Below are 25,485 nucleotides of genomic sequence, written 5' to 3'. Positions count from 1 at the left end.
AGACACTCAGGAGGAGCACGATGGCAGACAAGGGTTTCCGCGTCGAAGCGGATCTTTTAGGTAAGCGAAGCATTCCGGAGAGCGCCTACTACGGCGTTCATACGCTGCGCGCGAGAGAGAACTTCGACATTTCGGGCCGCACGATCGCCTCGCTGCCATATTTCGTGATGGCGCTCGCGGCCGTGAAGGAAGCCGCGGCCGACGCCAACTGCGAACTCGGGCTGCTGCCGAGGCCGTACCGCGACGCGATCGCCGCCGCGTGCGTCGAGATTCGCGAAGGCCGCCTGCACGACCAGTTCATCGTCGACGTGATCCAGGGCGGCGCGGGCACCTCGACCAACATGAACGCGAACGAGGTGATCTGCAACCGCGCGCTCGAACTGATGGGGCATGCGCGCGGCCAGTACGAGTATCTGCATCCGAACGAGCACGTGAATCTCGCGCAGAGCACCAACGACGTGTATCCGACCGCGATCCGCGTCGCGACCTGTTTCGCGGTCGAGCATCTGCTCGAAGCGATGGCGCGCCTGCGCGACGCGTTCGCCGAGAAGGCCGATGCGTTCGCAGGCCTGCTGAAGCTCGGGCGCACGCAACTGCAGGACGCGGTGCCGATGACGCTCGGCCAGGAGTTCTCGACCTACGCGGTGATGCTGACGGAAGACATCGCGCGGCTGCAGGAAGCCGGCTGGCTGATTCGCGAGATCAATCTCGGCGCGACCGCGATCGGCACCGGCATCACCGCGCATCCGCAGTACGCGGCAAAGGCGCTGGATGCGCTGCGGCGCATCACCGGGCTCGACCTGAGCACGTCGCCGAACCTGATCGAAGCCACGCAGGATTGCGGCGCGTTCGTGCAGATCTCGGGCGTGCTCAAGCGGATCGCGGTCAAGCTGTCGAAGATCTGCAACGACCTGCGCCTGCTGTCGAGCGGCCCGCGCGCGGGCTTCGGCGAGATCAACCTGCCGCCCGTGCAGGCCGGCTCGTCGATTATGCCCGGCAAGGTCAATCCGGTGATCCCGGAAGTCGTCAACCAGGTCGCGTTCGAGGTGTTCGGCAACGACCTGACGGTGACCTTCGCGGCCGAGGCCGGGCAGCTTCAGCTGAACGCGTTCGAACCGGTGATCGCGAGCGCGCTGTTCCGCAGCTTCAGCCACCTGACGGCCGCGTGCACGACGCTCGCGGACCGGTGCGTGAGCGGCATCACCGCGAATCCCGAGCGGCTGCGCGAAACGATGGAGCGCTCGGTGGCGCTGGCGACCGCGCTGAATCCGTACATCGGCTACAAGAACGCGACAGCCGTGGCGGCCGACGCGCATGCGAGCGGCAAGTCGATCCGCGAGATCGTGCTGGATCGCCAGTTGATGACCGACGCGCAGCTCGACGAGGCGTTGCAGCCCGAGGCGCTGATCCGGCCGCGCGTGTACTAATCCGGCCGCGCGGCGCCGGCGCGATCCGCCGGCGTTCGCACGACGCCGTCCCAGCAGCGCCCCTACATGGAGCGCGACACAATCAAACGGAGACACACCATGAAGCACGCCAGCGAGCGCCCGGCCCACCCGGCCGGCGGCGCGGATTCCCGCCAGGCCGACCGCGACGCGATGTTCGCGTCGCACGAAGCCGGCTATGCGAAGCAGTTGAAGCCCCGGCACGTGCAGATGATCGCGATGGGCGGGGCGATCGGAACGGGCCTCTTTCTCGGCGCGGGCGGCCGCCTGCAGCACGCCGGCCCCGCGCTGGCGCTCGTCTATCTCGTGTGCGGCGTGTTCGCGTTCCTGATCATGCGCGCGCTCGGCGAGCTCGTGATGCACCGGCCGACCAGCGGCAGCTTCGTGTCCTACGCGCGGGAATTCATGGGCGAGCGCGCCTCGTTCGTCGCGGGCTGGATGTACTACCTGAACTGGGCGACGACCGGCATCGTCGACATCACCGCGGTCGCGATCTACATGAAGTACTGGGCCGTGTTCTCCGACGTGCCGCAATGGGTATTCGCGCTCGGCGCGCTGGCGATCGTGTCGGTGATGAACATGATCGGCGTGAAGGTGTTCGGCGAAATGGAGTTCTGGTTCTCGCTGGTGAAGGTCGGCACGCTCGGCGTCTTCCTCGCGGTCGGCGCGATATTTCTCGCGAGCGGCCATCCGGTCGCCGGCCAGATGCCGGGGCTGCACCTGATCGCGGATCACGGCGGGATCTTTCCGCACGGCGTGCTGCCGGCCGTGCTGATCGTGCAGGGCGTCGTGTTCGCGTATGCGAGCATCGAGCTGGTCGGCGTCGCGGCGGGCGAGACCGCCGATGCGCGCAAGGTGCTGCCGAAGGCGATCAACAGCGTGATGTGGCGTATTGCATTGTTCTACGTCGGTTCGGTCGTGCTGCTGACGCTGCTGCTGCCGTGGACCGCGTACAGCGCGCACGAAAGTCCGTTCGTGACCTTCTTCGGCAAGCTCGGCGTGCCGTACGTCGGCACGGTGATGAACGTGGTGGTGCTGACCGCCGCGCTGTCGAGCCTGAATTCGGGCCTCTATTCGACGGGGCGCGTGCTGCGCTCGCTCGCGATGGGCGGTTCCGCGCCGCGCTTCGTGTCGCGAATGAATGCGCGCGGCGTGCCGTACGGCGGGATCCTGATCACGGTCGCGATCAATGCGATCGGCGTGCCGCTGAACTACATCGTGCCGGCGCAGGCGTTCGAGATCGTGCTGAACATGGCGTCGCTCGGGATCATCACGACCTGGGGCTTCATCGTGATGTGCCAGATCCTGTTCCGCCGCAAGGTCAAGCGCGGCGAGCTGAGCGCGGTGTCGTTCCGGATGCCCGGCGCGCCGTTCACGTCGTGGCTGACGCTCGCGTTCCTGCTCGGCGTGCTGGTGCTGATGGCGTTCGACTACCCGGGCGGCACGTGGACCATCGCGACGATTCCGCTGGTCGTGCTCGCGCTGACGATCGGCTGGATGTTGGCCCGACGCGGCGCGGCGCGCGAGCGCGCGGCGGCGACGCACACGATCGGCGAACCGGTGCGCAACTGACGCGTTGCACGCTGCGCGGCGGGCGCGGGCCGGCGGTTCGTGCTGGTTCGCGCGATCGACGCGCGACGTGCTCGGCTCAGCCCAGCCCGACGCGTTCGCCGACCCAGCGACCGAAGTCGCGGGCCATCTGCGCGTCGAGTTCGTGCCCGACCGGATACAGCCGCGTGTCGTGCGCGACGCCGAGCGCGGCCAGCTTCGCATCGGCGGTTTCGGCCCATGCGACGGGCAGCTTGTCGTCGAACTGGCCGTGCATGATCAGCGCGTGCAACGGGCGAAGCGCGTCGCGCGGCGCGATCAGCGGATCGATCTCCGGCAGGATGCGCCCGCACAGCACCGCGAACGCGGCGACGTCGCCCGGCGACGTGAGGCCGACGCTCGCGCTCATGATGCCGCCCTGGCTGAAGCCGGCGATCACGGTCGGCAAGACGGGCGACGCATCGTCCCGTGCGCGCCACGCGCGCAGCAGCGCGATCAGCTTGATGCGGCTCTCGTCCGCGCGGGCCGCGTCGATTTCGGGGCCGTTCGGGCCGAAGCGCACCGGAAACCACGCGTGCTGGCCGGGGCCGAACGTGAGCGGGCCGCGCAGGAACGCGATTTCGATGCGCGGATCGAGCGCGCCGGCGACGTGGAGCAGGTTGGTTTCGTTGCCGCCGACGCCGTGCAGCAGCAACAGGCGTGCGACGGCCGGGCCGGCGGCCGGGCGCAGCAGGTACTGGAGGCCCGAATCGGGATCGGTGGTCAGCGTCAGGACGTCGGTCATCGCGTGGGTCCGGAAGGGAAGATCCGACAGTCTAGAGCGTGCCGGACGGGAGGGGAATCGCCGCGATGCGATTGATTGTTTCCTGGCGGGAATGAATCCGGGTTCGTGCACGGCCGGAAACCGGGTCTCGCTTTTATCGCACCACGGCCATCCCGTCGCCGGCGAACGGCGCCGACAGGATCCAGAGCCCGGCGGTCGTATAGAGCAGCATCACGACGAGCGTCGGGAACTGGCTGAGCGCGGCCGTCTTGCCGGTGCCGAAAATGCGAAGGGCGATCCGGTGTGCGGCCAGGATGCCGATCACGTGCCCACCCAGGATCGCTGCGACCTGGATATGCCAGACCAGGTCGGCTGGCAGGATCGGCGTGCCCGGGTGATGAAACGCGGTTCCGAATAGATTCCAGCCCTTTCCGAGCGGATCCGAAATCAGTCTGACGATATCCGGCCCTTGCGACGCGAGCAGCGTGAAGTAATGCGCGACGTTGTATCCGACGGCCACTGGAATGACGGCCGGAGAGAACGCGTGCGCGAGCGTGACCGACGAAATGCGCGTGCGCAACAGCGCCTTGCCGCACTGGCAGGCCAGCCACAGCACGCCTGCGAACGGTAGCGGCGACAGGAGCAGCGCGACGTACTGCAGCGCGTGGTAGCCCGACTGCAGCAGCGGAAACGAGCGCGTGATGTCCGATCCTGTCCACGGCGTGAGGAACCGGTACGCGTGCACCCAGTAAAGATCGACGAAGACGCGCGTGTCGCGGAAACCGTCGAACGCCGTCGACGACAGCAGGAACAGGATGCACAGCATCAGTCCGGTCGGCGGCGCTCGCAGCGTGCCGCCGTCGGCGCACGGCACGATGACCGGCTCGACGATCGTCAGATGGCGTTGCGTCGGGCGCAGCAGCGACAGCGAGCCGACGATGTCGAACAGCACGGAGAATGCATCGAAGCTGCCGAACCACACGCGCGAGCCTAGCGCGCATGCGCCCGCCAGATTGATCGCCGTGTACGCGAGCAAGGCCATGCCGAGTTCGCGCGGGCTGCCGCTGCCGAACAACTCGAGGCAGATCAATCCGTACAGGAATGCGAACGCGACGTAGTAGCCGCGCGCATCGCCGTGTCGCATCGTGTTGCCGCGGCCTGTTCCGATACCGGCGAGTTGCGCCGTCGTCCGCCACGGGTTGACCGCGCGGTAGAGATTGCCGAAGCACGCGCAAAGATACTGGAAGCCCAGCACGAACAGGACCCAAAACAGCGTCATGCTCGGATTCGCGCTGGCCACGGGCGAGCCGACCAGTGCGCATATCGTGCCGATCGCCAGCACGGCGACGCCGGCGGCGCGAAGCCACCATCGGCTGCAAAGACGATCGAGCCGGCGCTCGTCCGCTTCGGGTGTGCCGCGCTGCCGTTGAACCTGGATGCCGAGCCAGCGCCCGTCGCGGCCGACGACGATCGCCACGGCAAACGATGCAACGAGCGCGGCGACGCAGCCGTACAGGTACAGCCACAGCGGCAGCGGCAGCGTATAGATCGCGCCGAATGCATGAGCATGAGCGGCCGCAGGGGCGGCGCACGCGAGCACGACGAAGCCCGTCGCGTATCGGCGTGAACGATGCGGCCGCATTTGCGATGGCGACGTCGCAGTCATCGGATCACTGTACGGTCAGCCCGTTCGGACCGGCGGACGCCGTAATGTGCGCAACGTAGAAGCCGCCGTTCACGCCGGCGAACCAGATGTTTCCCGAACCCCTGTCGTAATGAACGTCGCTCATCAGCACCTCGTTCTTGGTCGCGCACATGAAGCCGCAGAACACGTTGTTCGGATGCGCGGGCGGGTTGTAGTACGCAAATTCCCTGATGTGCAGCGGATCGCGGATGTCGAGCAGGCGCAGGCCGGAGCCGTACCACGTGACGAACAGCGTGGTGGCGTTCGCGACATTGTCGACGCCGGTGTAGTGCCCCCAGTAGGTCACGTTGTCGTTTGCCACCGCGGCGGCGTTCTTCGGGTCGCTGGCCTCGGTCGTATAGGTCGCGGCCACCGTCATGTGTGCCGGATCGCCGACCGGAATCACGTGATACTGCACACCCGCGCATTCGGCGCCGGCGAATACGTACGGTGCGCCATTGATCTTCGCGAACTGGACCGTATGCCCCTGCGAATCGCCGCAGTCGGTCCAGTCGACTTTCCCGAGCAGCCTGAACGACGCATTGGCCGACCGGTTCCGGATCGACGACACGTCGAATGCGCGCACGCCGGTGTGCTTGACCGGCTCGTTCGCGAAGCTCGCGACGGTGCCCCAGTAGAGCGTATTGCCGTCGTCGCTGATATCGCCGTCGTGCCAAGCCTCGGCGCCGGTGTTCTGCGGATCGTCGTTCCAGTTCCAGGTTGCGATGACCTTCGGCGCGGACGGCACCGAGATGTCGACGGCGGCGAGCGTGGCCTGCGAGGCCGGCGCCGCGAACGCCTTGATCGTCGAGATGTAGGCAGTCTTGCCGTCCGGCGAGATCTTCAGCCCGTGGATGCCGCCGGGGAACAGGTCGCGCGTATTCAGCGTGGCCGCGCGCACCGGGTTGCGGCAGTCCTGCGACAGGTCGTAGACGTCGAGCGCGTTTGCCGCGATACCGTCGTTGTTCGGGTTGTCGGCGCCGAACAGTGTCGTATACAGCGGGTTCGTGCGCGAGGTTGCGAACGCCACCATCACGCCGGTTGCCGAACCGACCTCCAGGCCTTCCCAACTGTTGTGTCCGGTCGGGCTGGAGACGATCCTGACCAGCGAAGGCTTGGCAGGGTCGCTGACGTCGACGACGGCCAGCCCCTCCAGCGGGTGGTCGCCCGCCGAGCCGTTGTCGACATACGCGCAGTTCTTGTACCACGCCAGTTGCATGTTGCCGCCGCGATCCATCAGCGTCGACTGGCCGACGAGCGTCATCCCCTTGCGATAGCCGGCGGTCGAGCGGCCGCTGTTCTGGTCGGCGATCGGGACTTGCCCCTGCAGCCCGGTTTCGGGCAGATCGTTCGCGGCGAGAACCGTCGCGGCGGCGCCGTCGTCGACATGGCCGCCGCAGGCCGCGAGGCCGGCGGCAATGGCCGAAACGACCAACAGCGCTGCGGTCAGCGCCTTGTAGCGTTGCATGAATGTCTCCCGGAAGTCGTCGCTCCATCTGATTGTCACGGCAAAGGCGCGTGTTGCCGCGCCTGCCGCGCGAGCGTGCTGCTCACTGCATGAACAGGGCGGTATCGGTTCGATGGATGGTAGCGAGCGGCGTCGCGCGGAGATATCCGGTTATTGCGGACTGTCGAAAAATTGCGTACTGACTAACCCCGATACACGGGGGCGAGGACGGCGCGGACCGTCGATCGGTCCGCGCGGTCGAAGACCGGATTCGCGTGTGTCACCGCAACCGGACGATCGTCGACTTCAACTCCGTGTATTTCTCCAGCGCATGCAGCGAGTTGTCGCGCCCGTTGCCCGATTCCTTGAAGCCGCCGAACGGGAAGTTCATGTCGTCGGTTTCCTCGTAGCCGTTCACCCACACCGTGCCTGCGCGCAAGCGCCGCGCGGTTTCATGTGCGGTCGCCAGGTCCGCGGTCCACACCGACGCCGCGAGTCCGTAGCGCGTATCGTTCGCGAGCGCGACGGCCGTATCGAGATCGTCGAACGTGGTCACCGCAAGCACCGGCCCGAAGATCTCCTCGCGCACGATCCGCGCATCGGCGCGCGGGCAGTCGAACACGGTCGGCTCGACGTACTGGCCGCCGCTGTCGGCCCGCGCGCGCCGGCCGCCGGCGAGCAGCGTCGCCTCGTCGCGCCCCGCGTCGACATAGCCGAGCACGCGCTCGACCTGGGCCGCGTCGATCAGGCTGCCCATCCGCGTGTCGGGCGACAGCGGATCGCCGGGCGCATACTCGGGCGCGATCGCGAGCACGCGCGCGACGAACGCGTCGCGGATCGCGCGATGGACCAGCAGGCGCGAGCCGGCCGTGCACATCTGCCCCGTGTTGTAGAACACCGCATGCGCGACGGTGCGCGCCGCGCGGTCGAGATCGGCGCAGTCGGGCAGCACGATCTGCGGCGACTTGCCGCCGAGTTCGAGCCACACGCGCTTCAGGTTCGAATCGGCCGCACCGCGTGCGACCTTGTGGCCGACCGCAGTCGAGCCCGTAAATGCGATGCAGTCGACATCCGGATGCCGCGCGAGCGCTTCGCCCACGTCGCCGAAGCCCGGCAGCACGTTGAGCACGCCGGCCGGCAGCCCGGCCTGCGCCGCCAGCGCGGCGAGCCGCAGCGCGCTCAGCGGCGACTTCTCCGAAGGCTTCAGCACGACGCTGTTGCCGGCCGCGAGCGCAGGCGCGCATTTCCACATCGCGATCATCGCGGGGAAATTCCACGGCACGACCGCCGCGACCACGCCGACCGGCTCGCGCGTGACGAGGCCGAGCAGATGATGATCGGTCGGCGCGACTTCGCCGCCGACCTTGTCGATCGCTTCCGCGAACCATTCGACGCAGTACGCGGTGGACGGGATGTCGATCGCGGTGGTGTCGCCGATCGGCTTGCCGGTGTCGAGCGTTTCGAGCAGCGCGAGCTCGTCCGCGTGCGCGCGGATCAATGCGGCCCAGCGCAGCAGCACGCGCTTGCGCTCGCGCGGCGTCGCGCCGCGCCAAGCGCGTTGCTCGAACGTGCGCCGCGCGGCTGCGACGGCTCGATCCGCGTCGGCAGCCCGGCAATGCGCGACCTGCGCGAGCACGCGGCCGTCGATCGGGCTCGTGCAGGCGAAAGTCGCGCCGTCGTGCGCGTCGCGGAAGGCGCCGTCGACAAAGGCGCGGGATTCGATCTCGAGATGGCTGGCGCGCGTGCGCCAGGCGTCGTTCGTCTGCATGGGGGCTCCGTCGTTCATCGATGTCGTCAGCGGGAAGCGGGGGCAGGGCGGCGGATCGCGATCGCGCGACCCGCGTGCGGCTCGCGCGGCGCGCGCGCATGTGCGGCGTGAATCGCGTCGAGATGCCGGCGGATCGCGTCGGGAAACGGCGTCGAGCGCTTCGCGTGCAGGTCGACGTGGGTCAGCAGTTGTTCGCCGGTTGCGAGCTGGGCGCCGGTCGTCGCGTGGTGCATCGAATGGAAGACGTGCAGGCGCCGGTCGTCGACGTCGAGCAGCCGCAGCGTGAGCCTGAGCGGATCGCCGAGCATCGCTTCGCCGAGATGGCGAATATGGGTTTCCGCCGAAAAGATCGAGCGGCCGGCGTCGCGATAGTCGTCGTCGATGCCGAAGTAGCGGAAGAACGCATCGCTGCTGTCGCCGAACACAAACAGGTAGCACGATTCGCTCATGTGGCCGTTGTAGTCGACCCATTCGGGCCGCACGACGCAGCGGTGCAGTTCGAGCGGCGTCGCGATCGGCGCGTCCGGATCGTACGGGCGCGACTTCTGTCCTTCGTAGGCCGAGCGCAGGCGCGGGTCGGCGGCGGGGCTGGGGTGGGTCGTCATCCGATGCACTCCGAGGTTCGGGAAGGAACGCCCGCGCAATCGTCCACGCGGACTGCCCGCCGATGGTATGACGGGTTGAACGTTTTTTCAATAAAGAAATCGCCGATGGGTGTAAACACCGGTGCCGATTGCGGCATCAATGGATTGAACATTCATTCAACGAAACCTATACTCGCCAGCGCCGCGATGCCGAAGCGAAGCCGGCGGGCGGCCTTCCTCGAACAATCACAATCGATCCGCTCCGCGGAGACTGGAGACACCGTAAATGAACAAACGCTTCCTGCTGGCCGGCATGATGTCGGTGATGGTTCAGGGTCACGCGCATGCACAGAGCAGCGTGTCGCTGTACGGGATCATCGACGGCGGCATTACCTACGTGAACAATACGGGCGGCGCGCATGCGTACCTGTTCGACGACGGCGTGTCGTACGGCAACCGCGTCGGCCTGATGGGCACCGAGGATCTCGGCGGCGGCAACAAGGCGGTGTTCAAGCTCGAGAACGGCTTCCGGCTCGGCACCGGCAAGCTGAACCAGGGCGGCGCGATGTTCGGCCGCCAGGCCTACGTCGGTCTCGGCAACGACTGGGGCACGCTGACCTTCGGCAACCAGTACGACTTCGCGTTCGACTTCACCGCGAACTACAACGTCAGCGCGTTCGGCAGCGGCTACGGCGTTCACCTCGGCGATTTCGACCGCCAGAGCGGCGACCGGCTGCAGAACGCGGTGAAGTTCGTCAGCAACAGCTTCCACGGGCTGGTCGTCGGCGGCATGTACGCGTTCAGCAACGATGCGGGCAGCTTCCACGACGGCAGCGCGTGGAGCGTCGGCGCGAGCTACACGCAGGGCGACTTCTCGGCCGGCGGCAACTACACGCGGCTCAATTCGCCGCGCGGGCTCGCGGCGCTCGATCCGTATGCGCAGATGGGCGTGAGGACGATGCTCGGGCAGACGGTCGCGAGCGTCGATCCGGCGACGGGCGCCGTTACCGACCTGCACGACTCGACGCCGTTCTCGATCGACTCGCAGTCGATCTTCGGGATCGGCGCGTCGTACGTGTTCGGCAAGCTGACGCTGAACGCCGATTTCAGCAACACGACGTTCAAGGGCTACGGGCAGTCGTCGACGATGCGCGTGTACGAGGCCGGCGGCCTGTACCAGGCGACCGTGCCGCTGTCGCTCGTCGCGGGCTATCAGTACACGACGTTCGAAGGCCATCACTGGCACGAGGTCGCGCTCGGCGCGCACTACGCATTGTCGAAGCGCACCGACGTGTATGCGGCGGTCGACTGGATGCGGGCGTCGCAGGGCGTCGATGCGGTGATCGGCTACAGCTTCACGCCGTCGACGAGCCGCACGCAGGCCGCGGCGCGCATCGGCATGCGGCATAATTTCTGATCCTTTTCCCTGAACGGGCCGGCTGCGACCGGCCCTGTCGACCATGTCCGATCCTTCCTCGAACGGCGACGTCGTCGCCGCGCTGCGCGACGCGCTCGGCGACGACTGCGTGAGCACCGGCGACGCGATCGGCGAACGCCATTTCACCAACTACGGAGAAGCGCCGGGCGTGCGGCCGCGCGCGCTGCTGCGCCCGCGCAGCGTCGACGACATGAGCCGCGCGCTGGCGATCTGCACCGCACACCGGCAAACGGTCGTGCCGCAGGGCGGCATGACCGGGCTCGCCGCCGGCGCCGCGCCGGGCGCGCACGACCTCGTGCTGTCGCTCGACCGGCTGAAGGGCATCGTCGAGATCGACGCGGACGCGGCCACGCTCACCGCCTGGGCCGGCACGACGCTGCAGGACCTGCAGCAGGCGGCGGACGACGCGGGATTCGCGCTCGGCATCGATCTCGGCGCGCGCGGCTCGTGCCAGATCGGCGGCAATGTCGCGACCAATGCGGGCGGCAATCGCGTGATCCGCTACGGGACGACGCGCGAGCAGGTGCTCGGCCTCGAGGTCGTGCTGGCCGACGGCACCGTGCTGAGTTCGCTGAACAAGATGCTGAAGAACAACGCGGGATACGACCTGCGGCAGATTTTCGTCGGCAGCGAAGGCACGCTCGGCGTCGTCACGCGCGTCGTGCTGCGGCTGCATCCGCGGCTCGCCGCGCCGTCGACCGCGCTGTGCGCGGTGCGCGACACGGCCGCGGCGCTCGCGCTGCTGCGCGACGCGCGCGCGGCCTGCGCCGACCTGCTGAGCTTCGAGGCGATGTGGCCGGCGTTCTACGGCTACGTCGCCGAACACACGCCGGGCCTGCGCGCGCCGCTGCCGGCCGACGGCGGCGTCAAGGTGCTGGTCGAATGCGCGAGCGGCGACGCCGCGCAGACGGCCGCGCGGTTCGAGGCCGTGCTGGCCGACTGGCTCGAACGCGGGCTGATCGACGACGCGGCGCTCGCGCAGAACGCGGCGGATGCGCAGGCGTTCTGGACGCTGCGCGAAGGGCTCGCGATCGACGACCTGCCCGGTCTCGTGAATTTCGACGTCGGCATTCCGTCGCGCCGGACGGCCGAATTCATCGACGCGTGCGACCACGCGCTGAAGACGCGCTGGCCCGGCGCGCACGTGTTCTTCTTCGGTCATCTCGGCGACAGCAACCTGCACGTGTGCGTGTCGGCGCCGTATGCGGCCGGCGAAAGCGCGCACGACATCGACGCGGTGCTGTATCCGCTCGTGCGCGACGCGGGCGGTTCCGTATCGGCCGAACACGGGATCGGGCGCTACAAGCGCGACTGGCTAGGCTGCTCGCGCAGCGATGCCGAGATCGCCGCGATGCGCCGGCTCAAGCATGCGTTCGATCCGCTCGGCCTGCTCAATCCCGGCAAGATGATCTGAGTCCGCGCACGCCGGCCGCTGCACAAGCGGGCCGGCGTGCGCCATCGGGCGCGCTACGCGTCGAGCCGCACCAGCGCGTCGACGGCCAGCGCGCCGCGTTCCATTACCAGCAGCGGATTGACGTCGAGCTCGACGAGCGTGTCCGCATGCGCCTGCGCGAAGCGCGCGATTGCCATCACGTTCGCGACCACCGCATCGAGGTCGGCCGGCGGCCGGCCGCGATAGCCGGTCAGCAGCGGGCCGAGCTTGAGCCCGAGCAGCGCGTCGCGCACGTCGCTTTCGCGCACCGGCAGCAGCAGCGTCGCGGTGTCGCGGATCAGCTCGACCAGCACGCCGCCGGTGCCGAGCACGAGCGCGAGACCGAAATTCGGTTCGCGCTTCACGCCGACGATCAGTTCGAGCAGCGGCGCGTCGGCCATCTTCTCGACGAGGATCCGTTCGACACGCACGTCGGGCGCGTAGCGCGCGACCTGCGCGGTCATCCGTGCGACGGCCTCGGCGACGGCTTCGGGCGACGCGAGCTTCAACGCGACCGCACCGGCCTCGGTCTTGTGCGGCAGCCGGTCGCTGACGACCTTCACGCAAACCGGAAAGCCGAGCCGCTGCGCGGCGGCCGGCGCCTCGGCGGGCGCGACGCATTCGGCCGGCGGCACCGCGAGCCCGTGCGCGGCCAGCATCCGCTTGCTCGCCCATTCGTCGTGAAGGATCGCCGGGCTGCCGTCGTCGCCATTGCTGTTGCCGGCGCGCAGCACGGGCAGCGCGCCGAGCGCATCGGCGTCGAGCACGCGCCGGCGCGTGTCGCCGTAGGTCATCGCCGCGCCGAGCGCGTCGATGCCGTCGGCGAGCCCCTGCAGCGGCGCGATGCCGGCCGCGGCCATGCGCGCCGCGTGATCGGGCGGCGTCAGGTCCGGAAACACCGAGATCACCGCGCCGACCACGCCGTGCTGGCGCGCGGACGCCGCAAATGCGTTGGCCGCGATGTCGCACAGCGGCCGCTCGCCGGTCGCTTCCTGCGGGTAGTCGAGGATCATTGCGGCGGCGCCCGGGCGATCGGCAAGCAGCGCGTCGCAGCACGCGCGCATCTTGTCGGGATCGCCCCACGGCGTCGTCGTGAAATCGAGCGGGTTCGCGATCGTCGCGTACGCGGGCAGCACCTGGCCGAGTGCGTCGCGGCCCGCATCGCCGACCGGCGGAAACGCAATGCCGCGCGCCTCGCCGAGATCGGCGACGAGCCCCGCATCGCCGCCGGACGTCGCGAGCGCGGCCAGCGTGCGGCGCTCGGGCACGCCCGCGATCGCGAGCAGCTTCAGCGTTTCGACGAGGCCGACCGGATCCTTCGCGCGGATCACGCCGAGCCGCCGGAACAGCGCGTCGTACAGCGCATCGGAACCGGCGAGCGAACTGGTGTGGCTCATCGCGAGCTGCGCGCCGAGCGTCGACGTGCCGCTCTTCAGCGCGACGATCGGCACGCCGCGCGCGAGCGCGCGAGCGGCGGCCTCGCTGAATGCGCGCACGTCCTTCAGCCCTTCGAGATGCACGCCGATCGCGCGGATGCGCGGGTCGTCGACGAACGCATCGACGAGGCGTGCGATATCGACCGACGCCTGATTGCCGACGCTCGCGAGATACGCGAACGGCACCGAGCGTGCGCTCATCGACAGGTTGTACGCGAGATTGCCGCTTTGCGTGATCACTGCGACGCCCGATTCGACGCGCGGCGCGCAATGCGCGACCGGCCACAGCGCGCTGCCGTTCAGGCCGTTGATCAGCCCGTAGCAGTTCGGGCCGAGCACGGCCATGTCGCCGGCCGCTTCGACCAGCGTCTGTTGCAGCCGGGCGCCGTCGGCGCCCGTTTCGGAGAAACCCGACGCGTACACGATCGCGCCGCCGGCGCCGCGCGCGGCGAGCGCGCGCACGACGTCGATCGCCTGCCGCGCGGGCACGGCGACGAACACCGCGTCGGGCGGGGCGGGCAACTCGTCGATGCTCGCGTGGCAGCGCACGCCGTCGAGATCGGCATGGTTCGGGTTGACGAGCCAGATGTCGCCGGCAAAGCCGTAGTCGCGGCAGCGCCGCACGGCGCCCGCGATCCCGCGTCCGCCGACGAACGCGATGCTGGCCGGCTCGAGCAGCCGGTGCAGACGGGCCGCGGCGGCGGCGCGGCGATCCCTGACTTCGGGAGTGGAGGTCATGATGGTCCTTTCTGAACGCGCGCCGGCTTCGCGCCGGCGCGGGGGCTCATGTCAGCTGTAGCGTCGGAGGATTTCCTTGGACAGGATGTGCCGCTGGATCTCGGACGTGCCTTCCCAGATGCGCTCGATGCGCGCATCGCGCCAGAAACGCTCGATCGGCAGCTCGTCCATCAGCCCCATGCCGCCGTAGATCTGCACCGCGTGATCGGTCACGCGGCCGAGCGTCTCGGTCGCGAGCAGCTTCGCGAGCGCGGCGTCGCCGTCGGTCATCGTGCCCTGGTCGAGCTTCTGCGCGGTGTAGAGCGTGACGAGCTCGGCCGCGCGGATCTCCGTCTGCATGTCCGCGAGCTTGAACGACGTGCCCTGGAATTCGCCGATGCGCTTGCCGAACTGGTGACGCGTCGCGGCCCATTCGGCGGCCATCTCGAACGCGCGCTGCGCGCGGCCGATGTTGTTCGCGGCGACCATCACGCGGCCGGCGGTCAGCCAGTCGTTCGCGAGCTCGAAGCCGCGATGCTCTTCGCCGAGAATCTGCGCGGCGCTCACGCGGCAGTCGGTCAGGAAGATCTCCGACTGGTGATAGCCGCGCAGGCTCGTGCAGTGCGGGCCGCGCCGGACCGTCATGCCCGGCGTGTCCTTGTCGATCAGGAAGCAGGTCACGCGCTTGCGCTTCTGGCCGCGCACTTCCTCCTCGCCGGTGACGGCGAACAGGATCACGAAGTCGGCCGTGTCCGCGTGGCTGATGAAGTGCTTGCTGCCGTTGATCACGTAGTCGTCGCCGTCGCGCACCGCGCGCGTGCGGATGCCCATCGCGTCGGAGCCGGCGCCCGGCTCGGTCAGCGCGAAGCAGTCGACGCGTTCGCCGCGCACGGTCGGCTTCAGGTAGCGCTCGATCTGGTCGCCCTTGCAGGCCATCAGGATCTTGCTCGGCCGCGCGACGAACACGTGCAGCGCCCAGCTGGTGCGGCCGAGCTCGCGTTCGACGAGCGCCTGCGTCACGTAGTCGAGGCCCGGGCCGCCGGCGCTTTCGGGCATGTTGAACGCGTAGAAGCCGAGTTCGATCGACTTGCGCCGGATCGAGTCGGCGAGGTCGGGCGGCACGTCGTCCGCGCGGTCGACGGCGAATTCATGGGGCTGCAGTTCCTTTTCGACGAACTGGCGCAGCGACGAAACCAGCATTTCCTGCTCGTGGGTCAGCGAAAAATCCATGAATCATCTCCCGACAAAAAGAGGTGCGCGGCCCTCGACCGACGCACGAAGCGCTTCCTGGCCGTCCTCGCTGTGACCGCACGCGACGCCGGCCGCCAGTTCGCCGCGCAGCTGCTCGGCGAGGGTGTGCGTGAGCGACTGCGCGAGCAGCGCCTTGGTGTGCTCGAATGCGACGCTCGGGCCTTGCGCGAGGCGAGCGGCGAATGCGGCGACGTGTTGCGCGAAGTCGTCCGCATCGACGACTTCGGTCACGAGGCCGGCCGCGAGCGCGTCCTGCGCGTTCCAGCGCTCGTTCAGGAAGATGAAGCGGCGCACGACGTCGGGTCGTGCGAGACGCGGCAGGAACCAGCTGCCGCCCATGTCGGGGCTGTAGCCCATGCCCGTGTAGCCGCAGCGCAGCGTCGCGGCCGTGCTCGCGATGCGGAAGTCGCATGCGAAGCCGATGTCGGTGCCCGCGCCGACCGTCGAGCCGTTCAGCGCGGCGATCGTCGGGCGCGGGAACGCGGCGAGCGCCTGCACGAAGCGGTGCGCGCGCTCGGTCCAGCCGTAGGTGTCGAGTTCGCCGTTGCGCTCGGCCTCGGCCCATTCGTCGACGTCCGCGCCCGCACAGAACGCGCTGCCGGTGCCGGTCAGCACGACGCAGCGCACGGCCGGATCGCCGGCGAGCGCGTCGAGCGTCTCGCGCAGGAAGTCGAGATGCGGTCGCGCGAGCGAATTGCGCTTCGCGGGCCGGTTCAGGCGAAGGGTCACGACGCCGTCGTGCCGTTCGATTTGGATGTCCTCAACGCTCATGCTGATCACTGTCTCCTGGGTGTTTTGTATCGGGGTGTGTCAGAGCCGGCAAGGGTCGCCGCTACTTGCGGACCGCATTTCGGCATAGTATAAGTTCTGTTAAATGAACGTTCAACCCAATTCTGAGATGACCGGGAGACGGACGATGAGCGCGGTGATGGAGACGTCGGCAGGTGTAGGGCAGGCAAAGCCGGTCGCGCGGCCCGCGGCGGACGCGGCAGCGGCGGGGCGCACGGCGGGCGGCGCGGGCCTGCAGATCGATCGCGTGTCGAAGCGCTACGGCAACGTGCACGCGCTGCGGGAGACCACGATCGACATTCCGTGCGGCGAGTTCCTGACGATCCTCGGGCCGTCCGGTTCCGGCAAGACGACGCTGCTGACGATCGTCGCCGGTTTCGAGCAGCCGACCACCGGCGACCTGCGCGTCGGCGGCCGCAGCATCGTCGCGCTGCCGCCCGAGAAGCGCAATTTCGGGATGGTGTTCCAGGGCTATGCGCTGTTTCCGCACATGACGGTCGAGCAGAACGTCGCGTATCCGCTGATGGTGCGCAGGCAGAAAGGGCCCGACGCGGTGAAGCGCGTGAAGGCCGCGCTCGAACTCGTCCGGCTCGGCCATCTCGCGGACCGCCTGCCGCGCCAGTTGTCGGGCGGCCAGCAGCAGCGCGTCGCGATCGCGCGCGCGCTGGTGTTCGATCCCGACCTGGTGCTGCTCGACGAACCGCTCGGCGCGCTCGACCGCAAGCTGCGCGGCGAAGTGCAGGTCGAACTGAAGGCGCTGCATGAGCGGCTCGGCGCGACCTTCCTGTTCGTCACGCACGACCAGGAGGAGGCGCTGTCGATGTCGGACCGGATCGCGATCATGCGCGACGGCCGGCTCGAACAGATCGGCACGCCGGACGGGCTGTACGAACAGCCGGCAAACCGCTTCGTCGCCGACTTCCTCGGCAAGAGCAACTTCATCGAAGGCGTGGCGCTCGGCGGCGATGCCGAGACGACGCACTATCGCGTCGGCGATGCGCGCTTCGTCGCGCGTGCGTGCGGCGCGCGGCCGGACGACGCGCTGCTGTTCGCGCTGCGGCCGGAGAAGATCGGCGTCGCGGCCGCATCGTGCGGCGGCGCGCACAACGAAGTGGCCGGCCGCATCCGCCACTGGAGTTACTTCGGCTCGTCGTACCGCTTCGAGATCGAGACGGCTGCGCTCGGTCGCGTGACGGCCGACGTGCCGGCATGGCGCGGGCTCGCATCGCCGCGCACGGGGATGGACGTGTTCGTGCAGTGGGAGCGCGACGCGACCTGCCGGATCGCGTCCGACTGACGCGGCGCGCGACGTATGCCGCGCGACGGCATGTGCCGCCGTCGCCGGTCGATTCACGGCGCCCGGAACCGACGAGACGCGGGCGGGCGCTGCCCAGCCAGGAGGAGACACCATGACGAACCGCCATCTGCAGGACCTGCTCGACCAAGCACGCGAATTGCAACCCGCGACCTCGCAGCGCCGCCGCGACTTCCTGCGGCTGTGCGCGGCCGCCGGCATCGCGCCGACGCTGCTGTCGCTCGGCGCGAAGCACGCGCAGGCCGCGAACCTGAAGGAAATCGTGCTGAGCGCATGGGGCGGCGAGGCGCGCTCGGCGTTTCGCACCGCATATATGGATCCGTTCACCAAGGCGAGCGGCATCCGGATGGGTTACGACTCGTCGCCGGAGGACGGCAAGATCAAGGCGATGGTCGAGAACCGGAACGTGATCTGGGACGTGATGGACCTCGACGGCTTTGCGGCAATCAAGCTCGGCAAGCAAGGCTTCCTGCGGCCGATCGACTATTCGATCGTGGGCCGCAACGCGCTGCCGGGACTCGCGTCGGATTTCGGCGCGCCGTCGTATCTGCTGAGCTACGTGCTGGCATACGACGCGCGCAAGTTCGGCGCGAACCCGCCGAAGAACTGGGCCGATTTCTGGAACGTCGGCAAGTTTCCGGGCAAGCGCGGGCTGTGGAAATGGATGGGCGGCGCGCTGGAGGCCGCGCTGATGGCCGACGGCGTCGACAAGGACAAGGTCTATCCGATCGACGTGCCGCGCGCGCTGAAGAAGCTGAAGGAACTGAAGTCGAACGTGCTGCTGTGGGATTCGGGCGCGGACAGCCTGCAACTGCTGCGCAACGGCGAAGTCAGCATGGCCTGCATCTGGCACACGCGCGCGAACGTGATCCAGCGCGAAACCGGCGGACGGTTCCGCTATACGTGGGAGCAGGGGCTCGCGTCGTGCGACGTGTGGGGCGTGCCGAAGAACAATCCGTCCGGCGATGCGGTGTGGCAGTTCATCAAGTTCGTGCAGGGCGTCGAGCCGCAGGTGCGCCTGCTGTCGCTGCTCGGCAACGGGCCGGTGACGCCGGCCGCGACGGCCGCCGTGCCGCAGGCGCTGCGCGCCGACAATCCCGGCACACCGGAGAACTGGGCGAAGCAGTGCAAGGTGAATCCCGAGTGGTGGGCGCAGCATTACGAAGCGACGCTCGCGCAATACACCGACCTGATGTCGTCCTGAGCCGCGGCCACGGAGCGTGACGCCATGAATACGCTGTCTACTCCCGTCGCGGGCGCCGCGCCGGCCGGTCGGGCGAAAGCCGACCGCTACTGGCTGCTCGTCGTGCCGCTGCTCGCGGTGCTGATCGTGCTGTACGTCTATCCGCTCGTGCGCGTGCTGTGGCTCGGCTTCACCGTGCCCGAGCCGGGGCTGCAGAACTATGCGCGGCTGGTCGCGAACCACGGCGTGCACCGCGTGCTGTGGACCACGCTGCGCGTATGCGCGGTCACGACCGTCTGCTCGGTGGCGCTTGGCTACGCGATTGCGTATGCGATGGCGCATGTCGGCCCGCGCCAGCGGATGGCGCTGATGTTCGGGCTGCTGGTGCCGTTCTGGGCGTCGGTGCTGGTGCGCGCGTTCTCGTGGCTGTTCCTGCTCGGCGAGCAGGGGCTCGTCAATACGCTGCTGATGCGCATCGGCCTGATCGACGCGCCGCTGCCGCTGATGCGCAACGAGGTCGGCGTCGTGATCGGCATGATCCATTTCATGATTCCGTATGCGGTACTGCCGCTGTACGCGAACATGAAGGGCATCGACCCGCAGCTCGCACGCGCGTCGCAGGGGCTCGGCGCGCGCGCGTCCGTCACGTTCCGCAAGGTGTATTTCCCGCAGACGCGGCCGGGCATCGTCGGCGCGGCGATCCTCGTGTTCATCTTCTCGCTCGGCTTCTACGTGACGCCGGTGATCCTCGGCGGCGGCCGCACGGTGATGATCGCCGAGTACATCAGCACGCAGATCCTGCAACTGGTGAACTGGGGCAGCGGCGCCGCGCTTGCGTCGCTGCTGCTTGCGTCGATCCTGGCCGCGCTCGCGCTGCTCGCGCGCTTCGTCGACCTGCGCGAACTGTTCGGCGCGCGCTGACCTGACCGGAGAACCATCCGATGAAAACCCGAGTGACCGCAGGGCGCGCGCTGGTAATCGGCGTCGCATGGGCCGCGATCCTGTTCCTGATGCTGCCGCTGCTGGTGTCGGTGCCGGTCTCGCTGACGCCGAACGACTACCTGTCGATGCCGGACGGCACGCTGTCGCTGCAGCACTACCGCGTGCTGCTCGACGACGACGGCTGGGTGTCGAGCTTCCTGCAGAGCGGGCTGATCGCGCTGGTGTCTGCCGCGATCTCGGTGACGCTCGGCACGCTGTGCGCGATCGGCCTGTGGAAGGTCGCATCGCGGCGCGGCGAGCTCGTGCGCGGCGTGATCCTGTTTCCGCTGATCGTGCCGCCGATCGTGTCGGCGCTCGCGTTCTACCGGCTGTGGGGCGAGCTCGGGATGCTCGACAGCTATCCGGCCGCGATTCTTTCGCATGTCGTGCTGTCGGTGCCGTATGTGGTCGTCGCGGTGTCGGCGTCGCTCGCGACGGTCGGCCTGCGGATCGAGCAGGCGTCGCGCAGCCTCGGCGCGAACCTCGCGCAGACGCTGCGCTACGTGATCCTGCCGTCGATCCGGCCCGGCGTGCTGTCGGCCGCGGTATTCGCGTTCATCCTGTCGTGGGACGAGCTCGTCGTCACGCTGTTCATTTCGAGCCGCAACGTCTACACGCTGCCGCGCCGCATGTGGGACGGGATGCGCGAGAACGTCGATCCGGCGATCGCGTCGGTGTCCACGCTGCTGCTTGCCGCGACCTGCATCGCGATCGGCCTGTCGCTGCTGCGCAGGCGCGCGGCCGGGTCCGTCTGATTTCAACCGGAGAAAAGTCACACCATGAAAGTCCTGATCGTTCACGCCCATCCGGAACCGCAGTCGTTCACGACGTCGATGCTGCATCGCGCGGTTCGCACGCTCGAAGCGCAGGGGCATACCGTGACGGTGTCCGACCTGTATGCGATGCAGTGGAATCCGGTCGCGAGCGCAGCCGATTTCGGCGTGCGGAAAAATCCCGACTACCTCGTCTATGCGCTGGAACAGCGCGAGAACGTGGCCGCGCACACGATCGCGCCGGACATCGCCGCCGAGCTCGACAAGCTGCTCGAATGCGACCTGCTGATCCTGAGCTTCCCGCTGTTCTGGTGTTCGATGCCCGCGATCATGAAGGGCTGGCTCGACCGCGTGCTCGTGTCGGGCAAGGTCTACGGCGGCGTGCGTTTCTACGATCGCGGCGGGATGCGCGGCAAGCGCGCGCTGCTCGCGTATACGTGCGGCGGGCGCGACTACATGTTCGGCGCCGACGGCGTGCACGGCGAGATGGATCTGATGCTGCGCCACGTGCTGCGCGGCACGCTCGGCTATGCGGGTTTCGACGTGCTGCCGTCGTTCGTCGGCTATCACGTGCCGTATATCGGCGACGCCGAACGCGCGGCCGTGCTCGATCGGTACGGCGCATACCTGACGCAGCTCGACCGGCTCGCGCCGATGGCGTTCCCGACGCTCGACGATTTCGACGGCGAGATGCGGCCGCGCGAGCGGGCGGTGCACGAAGCCGCGCAGGATTGACCGACGACGCGAGCCCGAGCGATGACGCTGACGTCGAACGACGTGCTGCTGTTCCTGACCGGCCTGCTGACGCTGTTCTGCCCGCCGGTCGCGATCCCGATGTATGCGGCGGTGACCGGGCATTTCCCGGACGCGACGCAGCGGCAGATCGCGATCCGGCTGTTCGCGTGGATCGCGGCGCTGATGGTCGGCGCGGTGTGGAGCGGCCAGTTCCTGCTGCGCATGCTCGGCCTGACGCTCGGCGCACTGACGCTGACGGGCGGCCTCGTGCTGTGCCTGTGGTCGATCCCGATGATGCGCGGCACGGCGAACGACGAGCGCAGCGGCGGCGACACGCGGCTCGAATACGCGCAGTGGCGCAACTACATCGCGGTGCCGCTGATCTTTCCGCTGTCGATCGGCAGCGCGGTGATGTCGCTGGTGATCACGACCGCAACGCGCTTTCATACGCCGGCCGACCTGCTCGCGCTGAGCGCGGCCTGCGTGCTGCATGCGGCCGTGATCGGCCTCACCTATGCGTGTTCGGCGTCGTGGTGCCGGCGGTTCGGCGAGATCGGCCGCACGCTCGTCGAGCGGCTGTCGGGCATCGTGCTGACCGCGATCGCGTTCCAGATGCTCGCGCAGGGCGTGCGCGAACTGCTGCCGGGGCTCGCGCATTGACGGCGGCCGCCGCGCGCGTCCGCAACCTTTGACGAACGATGGAATCCTTATGAAAACAGCAGGCATGTACCTCGTCGAACTGCTCGCCGCGTACGGCGTCGACACGGTGTTCGGCATTCCCGGCGTGCATACGATCGAGCTGTACCGCGGCCTGGCCGGCAGCGCGCTGCGCCACGTGAGCGCGCGCCACGAGCAGGGGCTCGGCTTCATGGCGGACGGCTATGCGCGCGCGACCGGCAAGCCCGGCGTGTGCTTCGTGATCACCGGGCCCGGCATGACGAACATCGCGACGTCGATGGCGCAGGCGTACGCGGATTCGATTCCGATGCTGGTGATCTCGAGTATCAACGCGTCGGGCGACATCGGTTCCGGCAACGGCCATCTTCACGAACTGCCCGACCAGCACGCATTCGCGGCGAACGTCGCCGCGTTCAGCTACACGGTGCCGTGCGCCGACGCGCTGCCGCAGGCAATCGCGCGCGCGTTCGCGGTGTTGTCCGGCGGCCGGCCGCGCCCGGTGCACATCGCGATCCCGCTCGACGTGCTGGCCGCGCCGGCCGATACGCTGCCGCCGGTGCCGACCGCACCGCCGCGCATCGCGGCCGGTCCCGCATCGGCCGCCGGCATCGACGCGCTGCGGGCCCGCGCGGCGGCCGCACGCGCGCCGCTGATCCTCGCGGGCGGCGGCGCGCTCGACGCGGCCGACGACGTGCGCTGGCTCGCCGAAACGCTCGACGCACCGGTCGTGATGACGATCAACGGGCGCGGCGTGCTGCCGCCCGCGCATCCGCTCGGCATCGCATGGTCGGCGTCGAGCGACGCGGTGCGCGCGCTGATGCGCGACAGCGACCTGATCGTCGCGCTCGGCACCGAGCTGGGGCCGACCGACTACGACCTCTATGCGACGCGCAGCTTTGCGATGCCCGTGCCGCTCGTGCGGATCGACATCGATCCGCAGCAGCTGTGCCGCAACGCGGTTCCGGCGCTGCCGCTGCTCGGCGACGTTGGCGAGACGCTGCGTGCGCTGCGGCGCGTCTGGCCGGCCGAGGCGGCGGCACGCACCGAAGGCGACGGCATCGAACGCGCCGCGACGTGCCGCGTGGCCGCGCAGCAGGAACTGAACGACGAGATGCGGCGCGACCTCGCGCTGCTCGACAGCGTGCGCGACGCGCTGCCCGATGCGGCGATCGTCGGCGACTCGACGCGCATCGTCTATGCGGGCAACGTCGGCTTCGCGGCATCGCGGCCGCGCAGCTGGTTCAACGCGTCGGTCGGGTTCGGCTCGCTCGGCTACGGGTTGCCGGCGGCCGTCGGCGCCAGTCTCGGCGATCCGTCGCGGCCGGTCGTGTGCATTGCCGGCGACGGCGGTTTCCAGTACACGCTCGCGGAACTCGGCACCGCGGTGCAGCACGGTGCACGCCTGATCGTCGTGCTGCTGAACAACGGCGGATACGGGGAGATCAAGCGGGCGATGGTCGACGGCGGCGTCGAGCCGGTCGGCGTGGACCTGCATACGCCGGATTTCGTCGCGATCGCGCGCGCGTACGGGTGGGGCGCGCAACGCATCGACGAGGGCACGCCGCTGGCCGGTGCGCTGAGCGAGGCGGCCGCGCACGACACGCCGTATCTGATCGAGATCCGCGCGGCCTGAACGCACGAACGGCCTCGCGCGGCGCCGGCGGGCGCGGGCGAGGCCGTTCGTTTGCGTTGCGGGACGGGCGGCGGTCCGCGCCGTTACGCGCGCTTGCGGGCCGTTTTCGGCGGCGGCAGGAACGTATCGACGACGCGCAGGCAGCTGGTCAGCGCGTCTTCTGCCGTAAACGACGTCGGGTCGCGCGCCAGCTCCAGCCAGAAGCCGTCGATCACGGCGGTCAGCGTCAGCGCGGCCAGCTCGCTGTCGACGGTGCCGCCGCGCACTTCGGCGATCTGGTCGAACAGCTTCTTCAACGCCTGCCGGTAGCCGCTGTACAGCTCCTTGTGCGCCTTGCGGATCACCGGGTCGCTGTGCGCGACGCTCCAGAAGCCGAGCCACACCTTCACGTTCTTCGGCGCGAACACGGGCGCGGCGAAACACACCTTGATGATCGCGTCGAGCTTTTCCTCGGGGCCGGTCGCGTTCGCGGCCGCCGCGCGCGACACGTCGAGCAGGTCGGCCGCGAGCCGCTTGTAGGTCTGCGCCATCAGCTCGTCTTTCGACTGGAAGTGATGGTTGATCAGGCCGCGCGAGACCTTCGCCTCCGAGCAGATGCGGTCGATCGTGGTTTCCGAATAGCTGTAGCGCGCGATGCAGCGCATCGTCGCGTCGATGATCGATTGCTGACGCACCGCGGGCGTTTCTCGGATGCCGCGGCTGCGCGTCTGAACCGGTGCCGTGTCAGGAGTCTTTTTCACGTGGTGACCTTACGGAATCGTCATGGAGCCGATTATAGGGGAGTGTCGGACGCTTGTTCAATTACGATCTCGAAAGCGTTCCGGAACCCGCGAAAACCCTTGCTTCCGGAATATTGAAAACTGTTGAACCGATGTTCAACAGAGCCTATACTCGATTCCGCATGAGGTTGGTCGGCCATTCAACAAGACGCCGCGATCCCGCACGGGACGGGCGTGAGAATTCGACACGGGAGACAGCATGTTGGCGCGGGTGGAGAGCGTGAAGGCGGCGACCGAGGAGCGCGTGCAGGTGGTCGATCTGCACAAGCGGTTCGGCGAGCTGGAGGTGTTGAAGGGCGTGTCGCTGAGCGCGCGCGAAGGCGAAGTGATCTCGCTGATCGGGGCGAGCGGCTCGGGCAAGAGCACGCTGCTCCGCTGCATCAACCTGCTCGAGACGCCGACGCAGGGGCGCATCGTCGTCGACGGCGAGGAGATCGGCCTGAAGGTCGATCGCAAGGGGCGCACGGTGCCGACCGATCCGCGCCAGGTCGAGCGGATCCGCACGCGGCTCGGCATGGTGTTCCAGAGTTTCAATCTGTGGGCGCATCGCACGGTGCTCGAAAACGTGATCGAGATGCCCGTTCACGTGTTGCGCGAATCGCGCGCCGAAGCGATCGCGCGCGCCGAGCAGCTGCTCGAGCGCGTCGGCCTCGCCGACAAGCGCAACGTCTATCCCGCCTTCCTGTCCGGCGGCCAGCAGCAGCGCGTCGCGATCGCGCGTGCGCTCGCGATGCGGCCGAAGGTCATGCTGTTCGACGAACCGACGTCGGCGCTCGATCCCGAGCGCGTCGGCGAAGTGCTGAAGGTGATCCGCGATCTGGCCTGCGAAGGCCGCACGATGATACTCGTCACGCACGAGATGGCGTTCGCGCGCGACGTGTCGAGCCGGGTGCTGTTCCTGCACCAGGGCCGCGTCGAGGAGAGCGGCACGCCGGCCGAGATCTTCGATGCGCCGCAGGGCGAGCGCTGCCGCCAGTTCGTCAACGCGCACCGGCAGCGTCACTGAACCACCGGGCCGCGCCATTACGGCTCGCAACCGAGCCGGCCGCGCCGATGCCGGTCGCCCGATGCCGGTCGCCCCGTCCCCCATCTTTCCTGCAAGGAGT

Annotated in this window: 21 protein-coding genes; 12 read left to right on the top strand and 9 right to left on the bottom strand. The window is 68.6% G+C overall.

From position 1 onward, the window contains the following. Window positions 1-20: 20 nt before the first annotated feature. Together BST28156_RS00970 and BST28156_RS00965 are read left to right on the top strand one after the other, a co-directional pair. Window positions 21-1,427, top strand: coding sequence for an aspartate ammonia-lyase (locus BST28156_RS00970; RefSeq protein ID WP_174901199.1), 1,407 nt, complete (start codon window positions 21-23; stop codon window positions 1,425-1,427). A gap of 99 nt (window positions 1,428-1,526) precedes the next feature. Then, window positions 1,527-3,017 carry an amino acid permease gene (locus BST28156_RS00965; RefSeq protein WP_174901198.1) on the top strand — a complete coding sequence of 497 codons (1,491 nt, stop codon included), beginning with the start codon at window positions 1,527-1,529 and terminating at the stop codon, window positions 3,015-3,017. 76 nt (window positions 3,018-3,093) lie between these two features. Here the strand turns inward: BST28156_RS00965 and BST28156_RS00960 are convergent, their stop codons facing one another. From BST28156_RS00960 to BST28156_RS00940, 5 genes are all read right to left on the bottom strand, one after another. Continuing rightward, window positions 3,094-3,777: an alpha/beta hydrolase gene (locus BST28156_RS00960; RefSeq protein WP_174901197.1), complete on the bottom strand. Its 684-nt coding sequence runs from the start codon at window positions 3,775-3,777 to the stop codon at window positions 3,094-3,096. 133 nt (window positions 3,778-3,910) lie between these two features. After that, window positions 3,911-5,398 carry a hypothetical protein gene (locus BST28156_RS00955; protein WP_174901196.1) on the bottom strand — a complete coding sequence of 496 codons (1,488 nt, stop codon included), beginning with the start codon at window positions 5,396-5,398 and terminating at the stop codon, window positions 3,911-3,913. A gap of 28 nt (window positions 5,399-5,426) precedes the next feature. Continuing rightward, window positions 5,427-6,908, bottom strand: a complete 1,482-nt coding sequence (locus tag BST28156_RS00950) for an LVIVD repeat-containing protein (RefSeq protein ID WP_174901195.1) — start codon at window positions 6,906-6,908, stop codon at window positions 5,427-5,429. A gap of 259 nt (window positions 6,909-7,167) precedes the next feature. Next, a complete protein-coding gene (locus BST28156_RS00945; protein ID WP_174901194.1) occupies window positions 7,168-8,655 on the bottom strand; it encodes an aldehyde dehydrogenase family protein in 1,488 nt (495 codons plus the stop codon). Window positions 8,656-8,681: 26 nt separating this feature from the next. Further along, window positions 8,682-9,260 (bottom strand): thioesterase family protein, encoded by a 579-nt coding sequence (locus tag BST28156_RS00940; protein ID WP_060238918.1) that lies wholly within the window; start codon window positions 9,258-9,260, stop codon window positions 8,682-8,684. Window positions 9,261-9,525: 265 nt separating this feature from the next. Between BST28156_RS00940 and BST28156_RS00935 the strand changes: the two genes are divergently transcribed. After that, entirely contained in the window at window positions 9,526-10,656 is a 1,131-nt protein-coding gene (locus tag BST28156_RS00935) for a porin (protein WP_174901193.1), read from the top strand. Between the two features lie 43 nt (window positions 10,657-10,699). Further along, window positions 10,700-12,091, top strand: coding sequence for an FAD-binding oxidoreductase (locus BST28156_RS00930; RefSeq protein ID WP_174901192.1), 1,392 nt, complete (start codon window positions 10,700-10,702; stop codon window positions 12,089-12,091). Between the two features lie 53 nt (window positions 12,092-12,144). Here the strand turns inward: BST28156_RS00930 and BST28156_RS00925 are convergent, their stop codons facing one another. From BST28156_RS00925 to BST28156_RS00915, 3 genes are read right to left on the bottom strand one after another with little or no spacing between them, the layout of a single operon-like run. After that, window positions 12,145-14,283 carry an acetate--CoA ligase family protein gene (locus BST28156_RS00925; RefSeq protein ID WP_174901191.1) on the bottom strand — a complete coding sequence of 713 codons (2,139 nt, stop codon included), beginning with the start codon at window positions 14,281-14,283 and terminating at the stop codon, window positions 12,145-12,147. Between the two features lie 51 nt (window positions 14,284-14,334). After that, window positions 14,335-15,492, bottom strand: a complete 1,158-nt coding sequence (locus BST28156_RS00920) for an acyl-CoA dehydrogenase family protein (RefSeq protein WP_060238901.1) — start codon at window positions 15,490-15,492, stop codon at window positions 14,335-14,337. Window positions 15,493-15,495: 3 nt separating this feature from the next. Next, the gene (locus BST28156_RS00915) at window positions 15,496-16,284 is read right to left on the bottom strand and encodes an enoyl-CoA hydratase/isomerase family protein (protein ID WP_059514212.1); all 789 of its coding nucleotides are present in this window, start codon (window positions 16,282-16,284) and stop codon (window positions 15,496-15,498) included. Between the two features lie 145 nt (window positions 16,285-16,429). Here BST28156_RS00915 and BST28156_RS00910 point away from each other — a divergent pair, with 145 nt between their 5' ends. The 7 genes from BST28156_RS00910 (at window position 16,430) to BST28156_RS00880 (ending at window position 23,600) form a co-directional block, all read left to right on the top strand. After that, window positions 16,430-17,599 carry an ABC transporter ATP-binding protein gene (locus BST28156_RS00910; protein ID WP_174901190.1) on the top strand — a complete coding sequence of 390 codons (1,170 nt, stop codon included), beginning with the start codon at window positions 16,430-16,432 and terminating at the stop codon, window positions 17,597-17,599. 112 nt (window positions 17,600-17,711) lie between these two features. Then, window positions 17,712-18,821 (top strand): ABC transporter substrate-binding protein, encoded by a 1,110-nt coding sequence (locus BST28156_RS00905; RefSeq protein ID WP_174901189.1) that lies wholly within the window; start codon window positions 17,712-17,714, stop codon window positions 18,819-18,821. Window positions 18,822-18,845: 24 nt separating this feature from the next. Further along, on the top strand, window positions 18,846-19,721 hold the full coding sequence (locus tag BST28156_RS00900; protein WP_174901188.1) for an ABC transporter permease: 876 nt from the start codon (window positions 18,846-18,848) through the stop codon (window positions 19,719-19,721). A 20-nt stretch (window positions 19,722-19,741) separates the two neighbouring features. Then, window positions 19,742-20,536, top strand: coding sequence for an ABC transporter permease (locus BST28156_RS00895; protein WP_060238879.1), 795 nt, complete (start codon window positions 19,742-19,744; stop codon window positions 20,534-20,536). Between the two features lie 24 nt (window positions 20,537-20,560). Beyond that, a complete protein-coding gene (locus tag BST28156_RS00890; protein ID WP_060238876.1) occupies window positions 20,561-21,289 on the top strand; it encodes an NAD(P)H-dependent oxidoreductase in 729 nt (242 codons plus the stop codon). A gap of 21 nt (window positions 21,290-21,310) precedes the next feature. Beyond that, window positions 21,311-21,949, top strand: coding sequence for a MarC family protein (locus BST28156_RS00885; RefSeq protein ID WP_174901187.1), 639 nt, complete (start codon window positions 21,311-21,313; stop codon window positions 21,947-21,949). 49 nt (window positions 21,950-21,998) lie between these two features. After that, on the top strand, window positions 21,999-23,600 hold the full coding sequence (locus BST28156_RS00880; protein WP_174901186.1) for a 5-guanidino-2-oxopentanoate decarboxylase: 1,602 nt from the start codon (window positions 21,999-22,001) through the stop codon (window positions 23,598-23,600). An 83-nt stretch (window positions 23,601-23,683) separates the two neighbouring features. On the opposite strand, the gene BST28156_RS00875 is transcribed toward BST28156_RS00880, so the two are convergent. Beyond that, window positions 23,684-24,340 carry a TetR family transcriptional regulator C-terminal domain-containing protein gene (locus BST28156_RS00875; protein WP_230960394.1) on the bottom strand — a complete coding sequence of 219 codons (657 nt, stop codon included), beginning with the start codon at window positions 24,338-24,340 and terminating at the stop codon, window positions 23,684-23,686. A gap of 238 nt (window positions 24,341-24,578) precedes the next feature. Here BST28156_RS00875 and BST28156_RS00870 point away from each other — a divergent pair, with 238 nt between their 5' ends. Beyond that, window positions 24,579-25,385: an ABC transporter ATP-binding protein gene (locus BST28156_RS00870; protein WP_174901185.1), complete on the top strand. Its 807-nt coding sequence runs from the start codon at window positions 24,579-24,581 to the stop codon at window positions 25,383-25,385. Window positions 25,386-25,485: the final 100 nt, after the last annotated feature.

It is taken from the genome of Burkholderia pseudomultivorans, from assembly GCF_902499075.1.
Taxonomy (GTDB): Bacteria; Pseudomonadota; Gammaproteobacteria; order Burkholderiales; family Burkholderiaceae; genus Burkholderia; species Burkholderia pseudomultivorans.
Note: the sequence above shows the minus strand (reverse complement) of the source record. Positions and strands in the feature narration are given on the sequence as shown.

Excerpts from the sequence above, each read along its gene's own strand:
- BST28156_RS00950 (WP_174901195.1), bottom strand. The coding sequence starts at position 6,908 with ATGCAACGCTACAAGGCGCTGACCGCAGCGCTGTTGGTCGTTTCGGCC.
- BST28156_RS00870 (WP_174901185.1), top strand. The coding sequence starts at position 24,579 with ATGTTGGCGCGGGTGGAGAGCGTGAAGGCGGCGACCGAGGAGCGCGTG.
- BST28156_RS00895 (WP_060238879.1), top strand. The coding sequence starts at position 19,742 with ATGAAAACCCGAGTGACCGCAGGGCGCGCGCTGGTAATCGGCGTCGCA.
- BST28156_RS00935 (WP_174901193.1), top strand. The coding sequence starts at position 9,526 with ATGAACAAACGCTTCCTGCTGGCCGGCATGATGTCGGTGATGGTTCAG.
- BST28156_RS00925 (WP_174901191.1), bottom strand. The coding sequence starts at position 14,283 with ATGACCTCCACTCCCGAAGTCAGGGATCGCCGCGCCGCCGCCGCGGCC.
- BST28156_RS00965 (WP_174901198.1), top strand. The coding sequence starts at position 1,527 with ATGAAGCACGCCAGCGAGCGCCCGGCCCACCCGGCCGGCGGCGCGGAT.
- BST28156_RS00920 (WP_060238901.1), bottom strand. The coding sequence starts at position 15,492 with ATGGATTTTTCGCTGACCCACGAGCAGGAAATGCTGGTTTCGTCGCTG.
- BST28156_RS00910 (WP_174901190.1), top strand. The coding sequence starts at position 16,430 with ATGAGCGCGGTGATGGAGACGTCGGCAGGTGTAGGGCAGGCAAAGCCG.
- BST28156_RS00955 (WP_174901196.1), bottom strand. The coding sequence starts at position 5,398 with ATGCGGCCGCATCGTTCACGCCGATACGCGACGGGCTTCGTCGTGCTC.
- BST28156_RS00930 (WP_174901192.1), top strand. The coding sequence starts at position 10,700 with ATGTCCGATCCTTCCTCGAACGGCGACGTCGTCGCCGCGCTGCGCGAC.
- BST28156_RS00885 (WP_174901187.1), top strand. The coding sequence starts at position 21,311 with ATGACGCTGACGTCGAACGACGTGCTGCTGTTCCTGACCGGCCTGCTG.
- BST28156_RS00940 (WP_060238918.1), bottom strand. The coding sequence starts at position 9,260 with ATGACGACCCACCCCAGCCCCGCCGCCGACCCGCGCCTGCGCTCGGCC.
- BST28156_RS00905 (WP_174901189.1), top strand. The coding sequence starts at position 17,712 with ATGACGAACCGCCATCTGCAGGACCTGCTCGACCAAGCACGCGAATTG.
- BST28156_RS00970 (WP_174901199.1), top strand. The coding sequence starts at position 21 with ATGGCAGACAAGGGTTTCCGCGTCGAAGCGGATCTTTTAGGTAAGCGA.
- BST28156_RS00915 (WP_059514212.1), bottom strand. The coding sequence starts at position 16,284 with ATGAGCGTTGAGGACATCCAAATCGAACGGCACGACGGCGTCGTGACC.
- BST28156_RS00945 (WP_174901194.1), bottom strand. The coding sequence starts at position 8,655 with ATGCAGACGAACGACGCCTGGCGCACGCGCGCCAGCCATCTCGAGATC.
- BST28156_RS00880 (WP_174901186.1), top strand. The coding sequence starts at position 21,999 with ATGAAAACAGCAGGCATGTACCTCGTCGAACTGCTCGCCGCGTACGGC.
- BST28156_RS00900 (WP_174901188.1), top strand. The coding sequence starts at position 18,846 with ATGAATACGCTGTCTACTCCCGTCGCGGGCGCCGCGCCGGCCGGTCGG.
- BST28156_RS00960 (WP_174901197.1), bottom strand. The coding sequence starts at position 3,777 with ATGACCGACGTCCTGACGCTGACCACCGATCCCGATTCGGGCCTCCAG.
- BST28156_RS00890 (WP_060238876.1), top strand. The coding sequence starts at position 20,561 with ATGAAAGTCCTGATCGTTCACGCCCATCCGGAACCGCAGTCGTTCACG.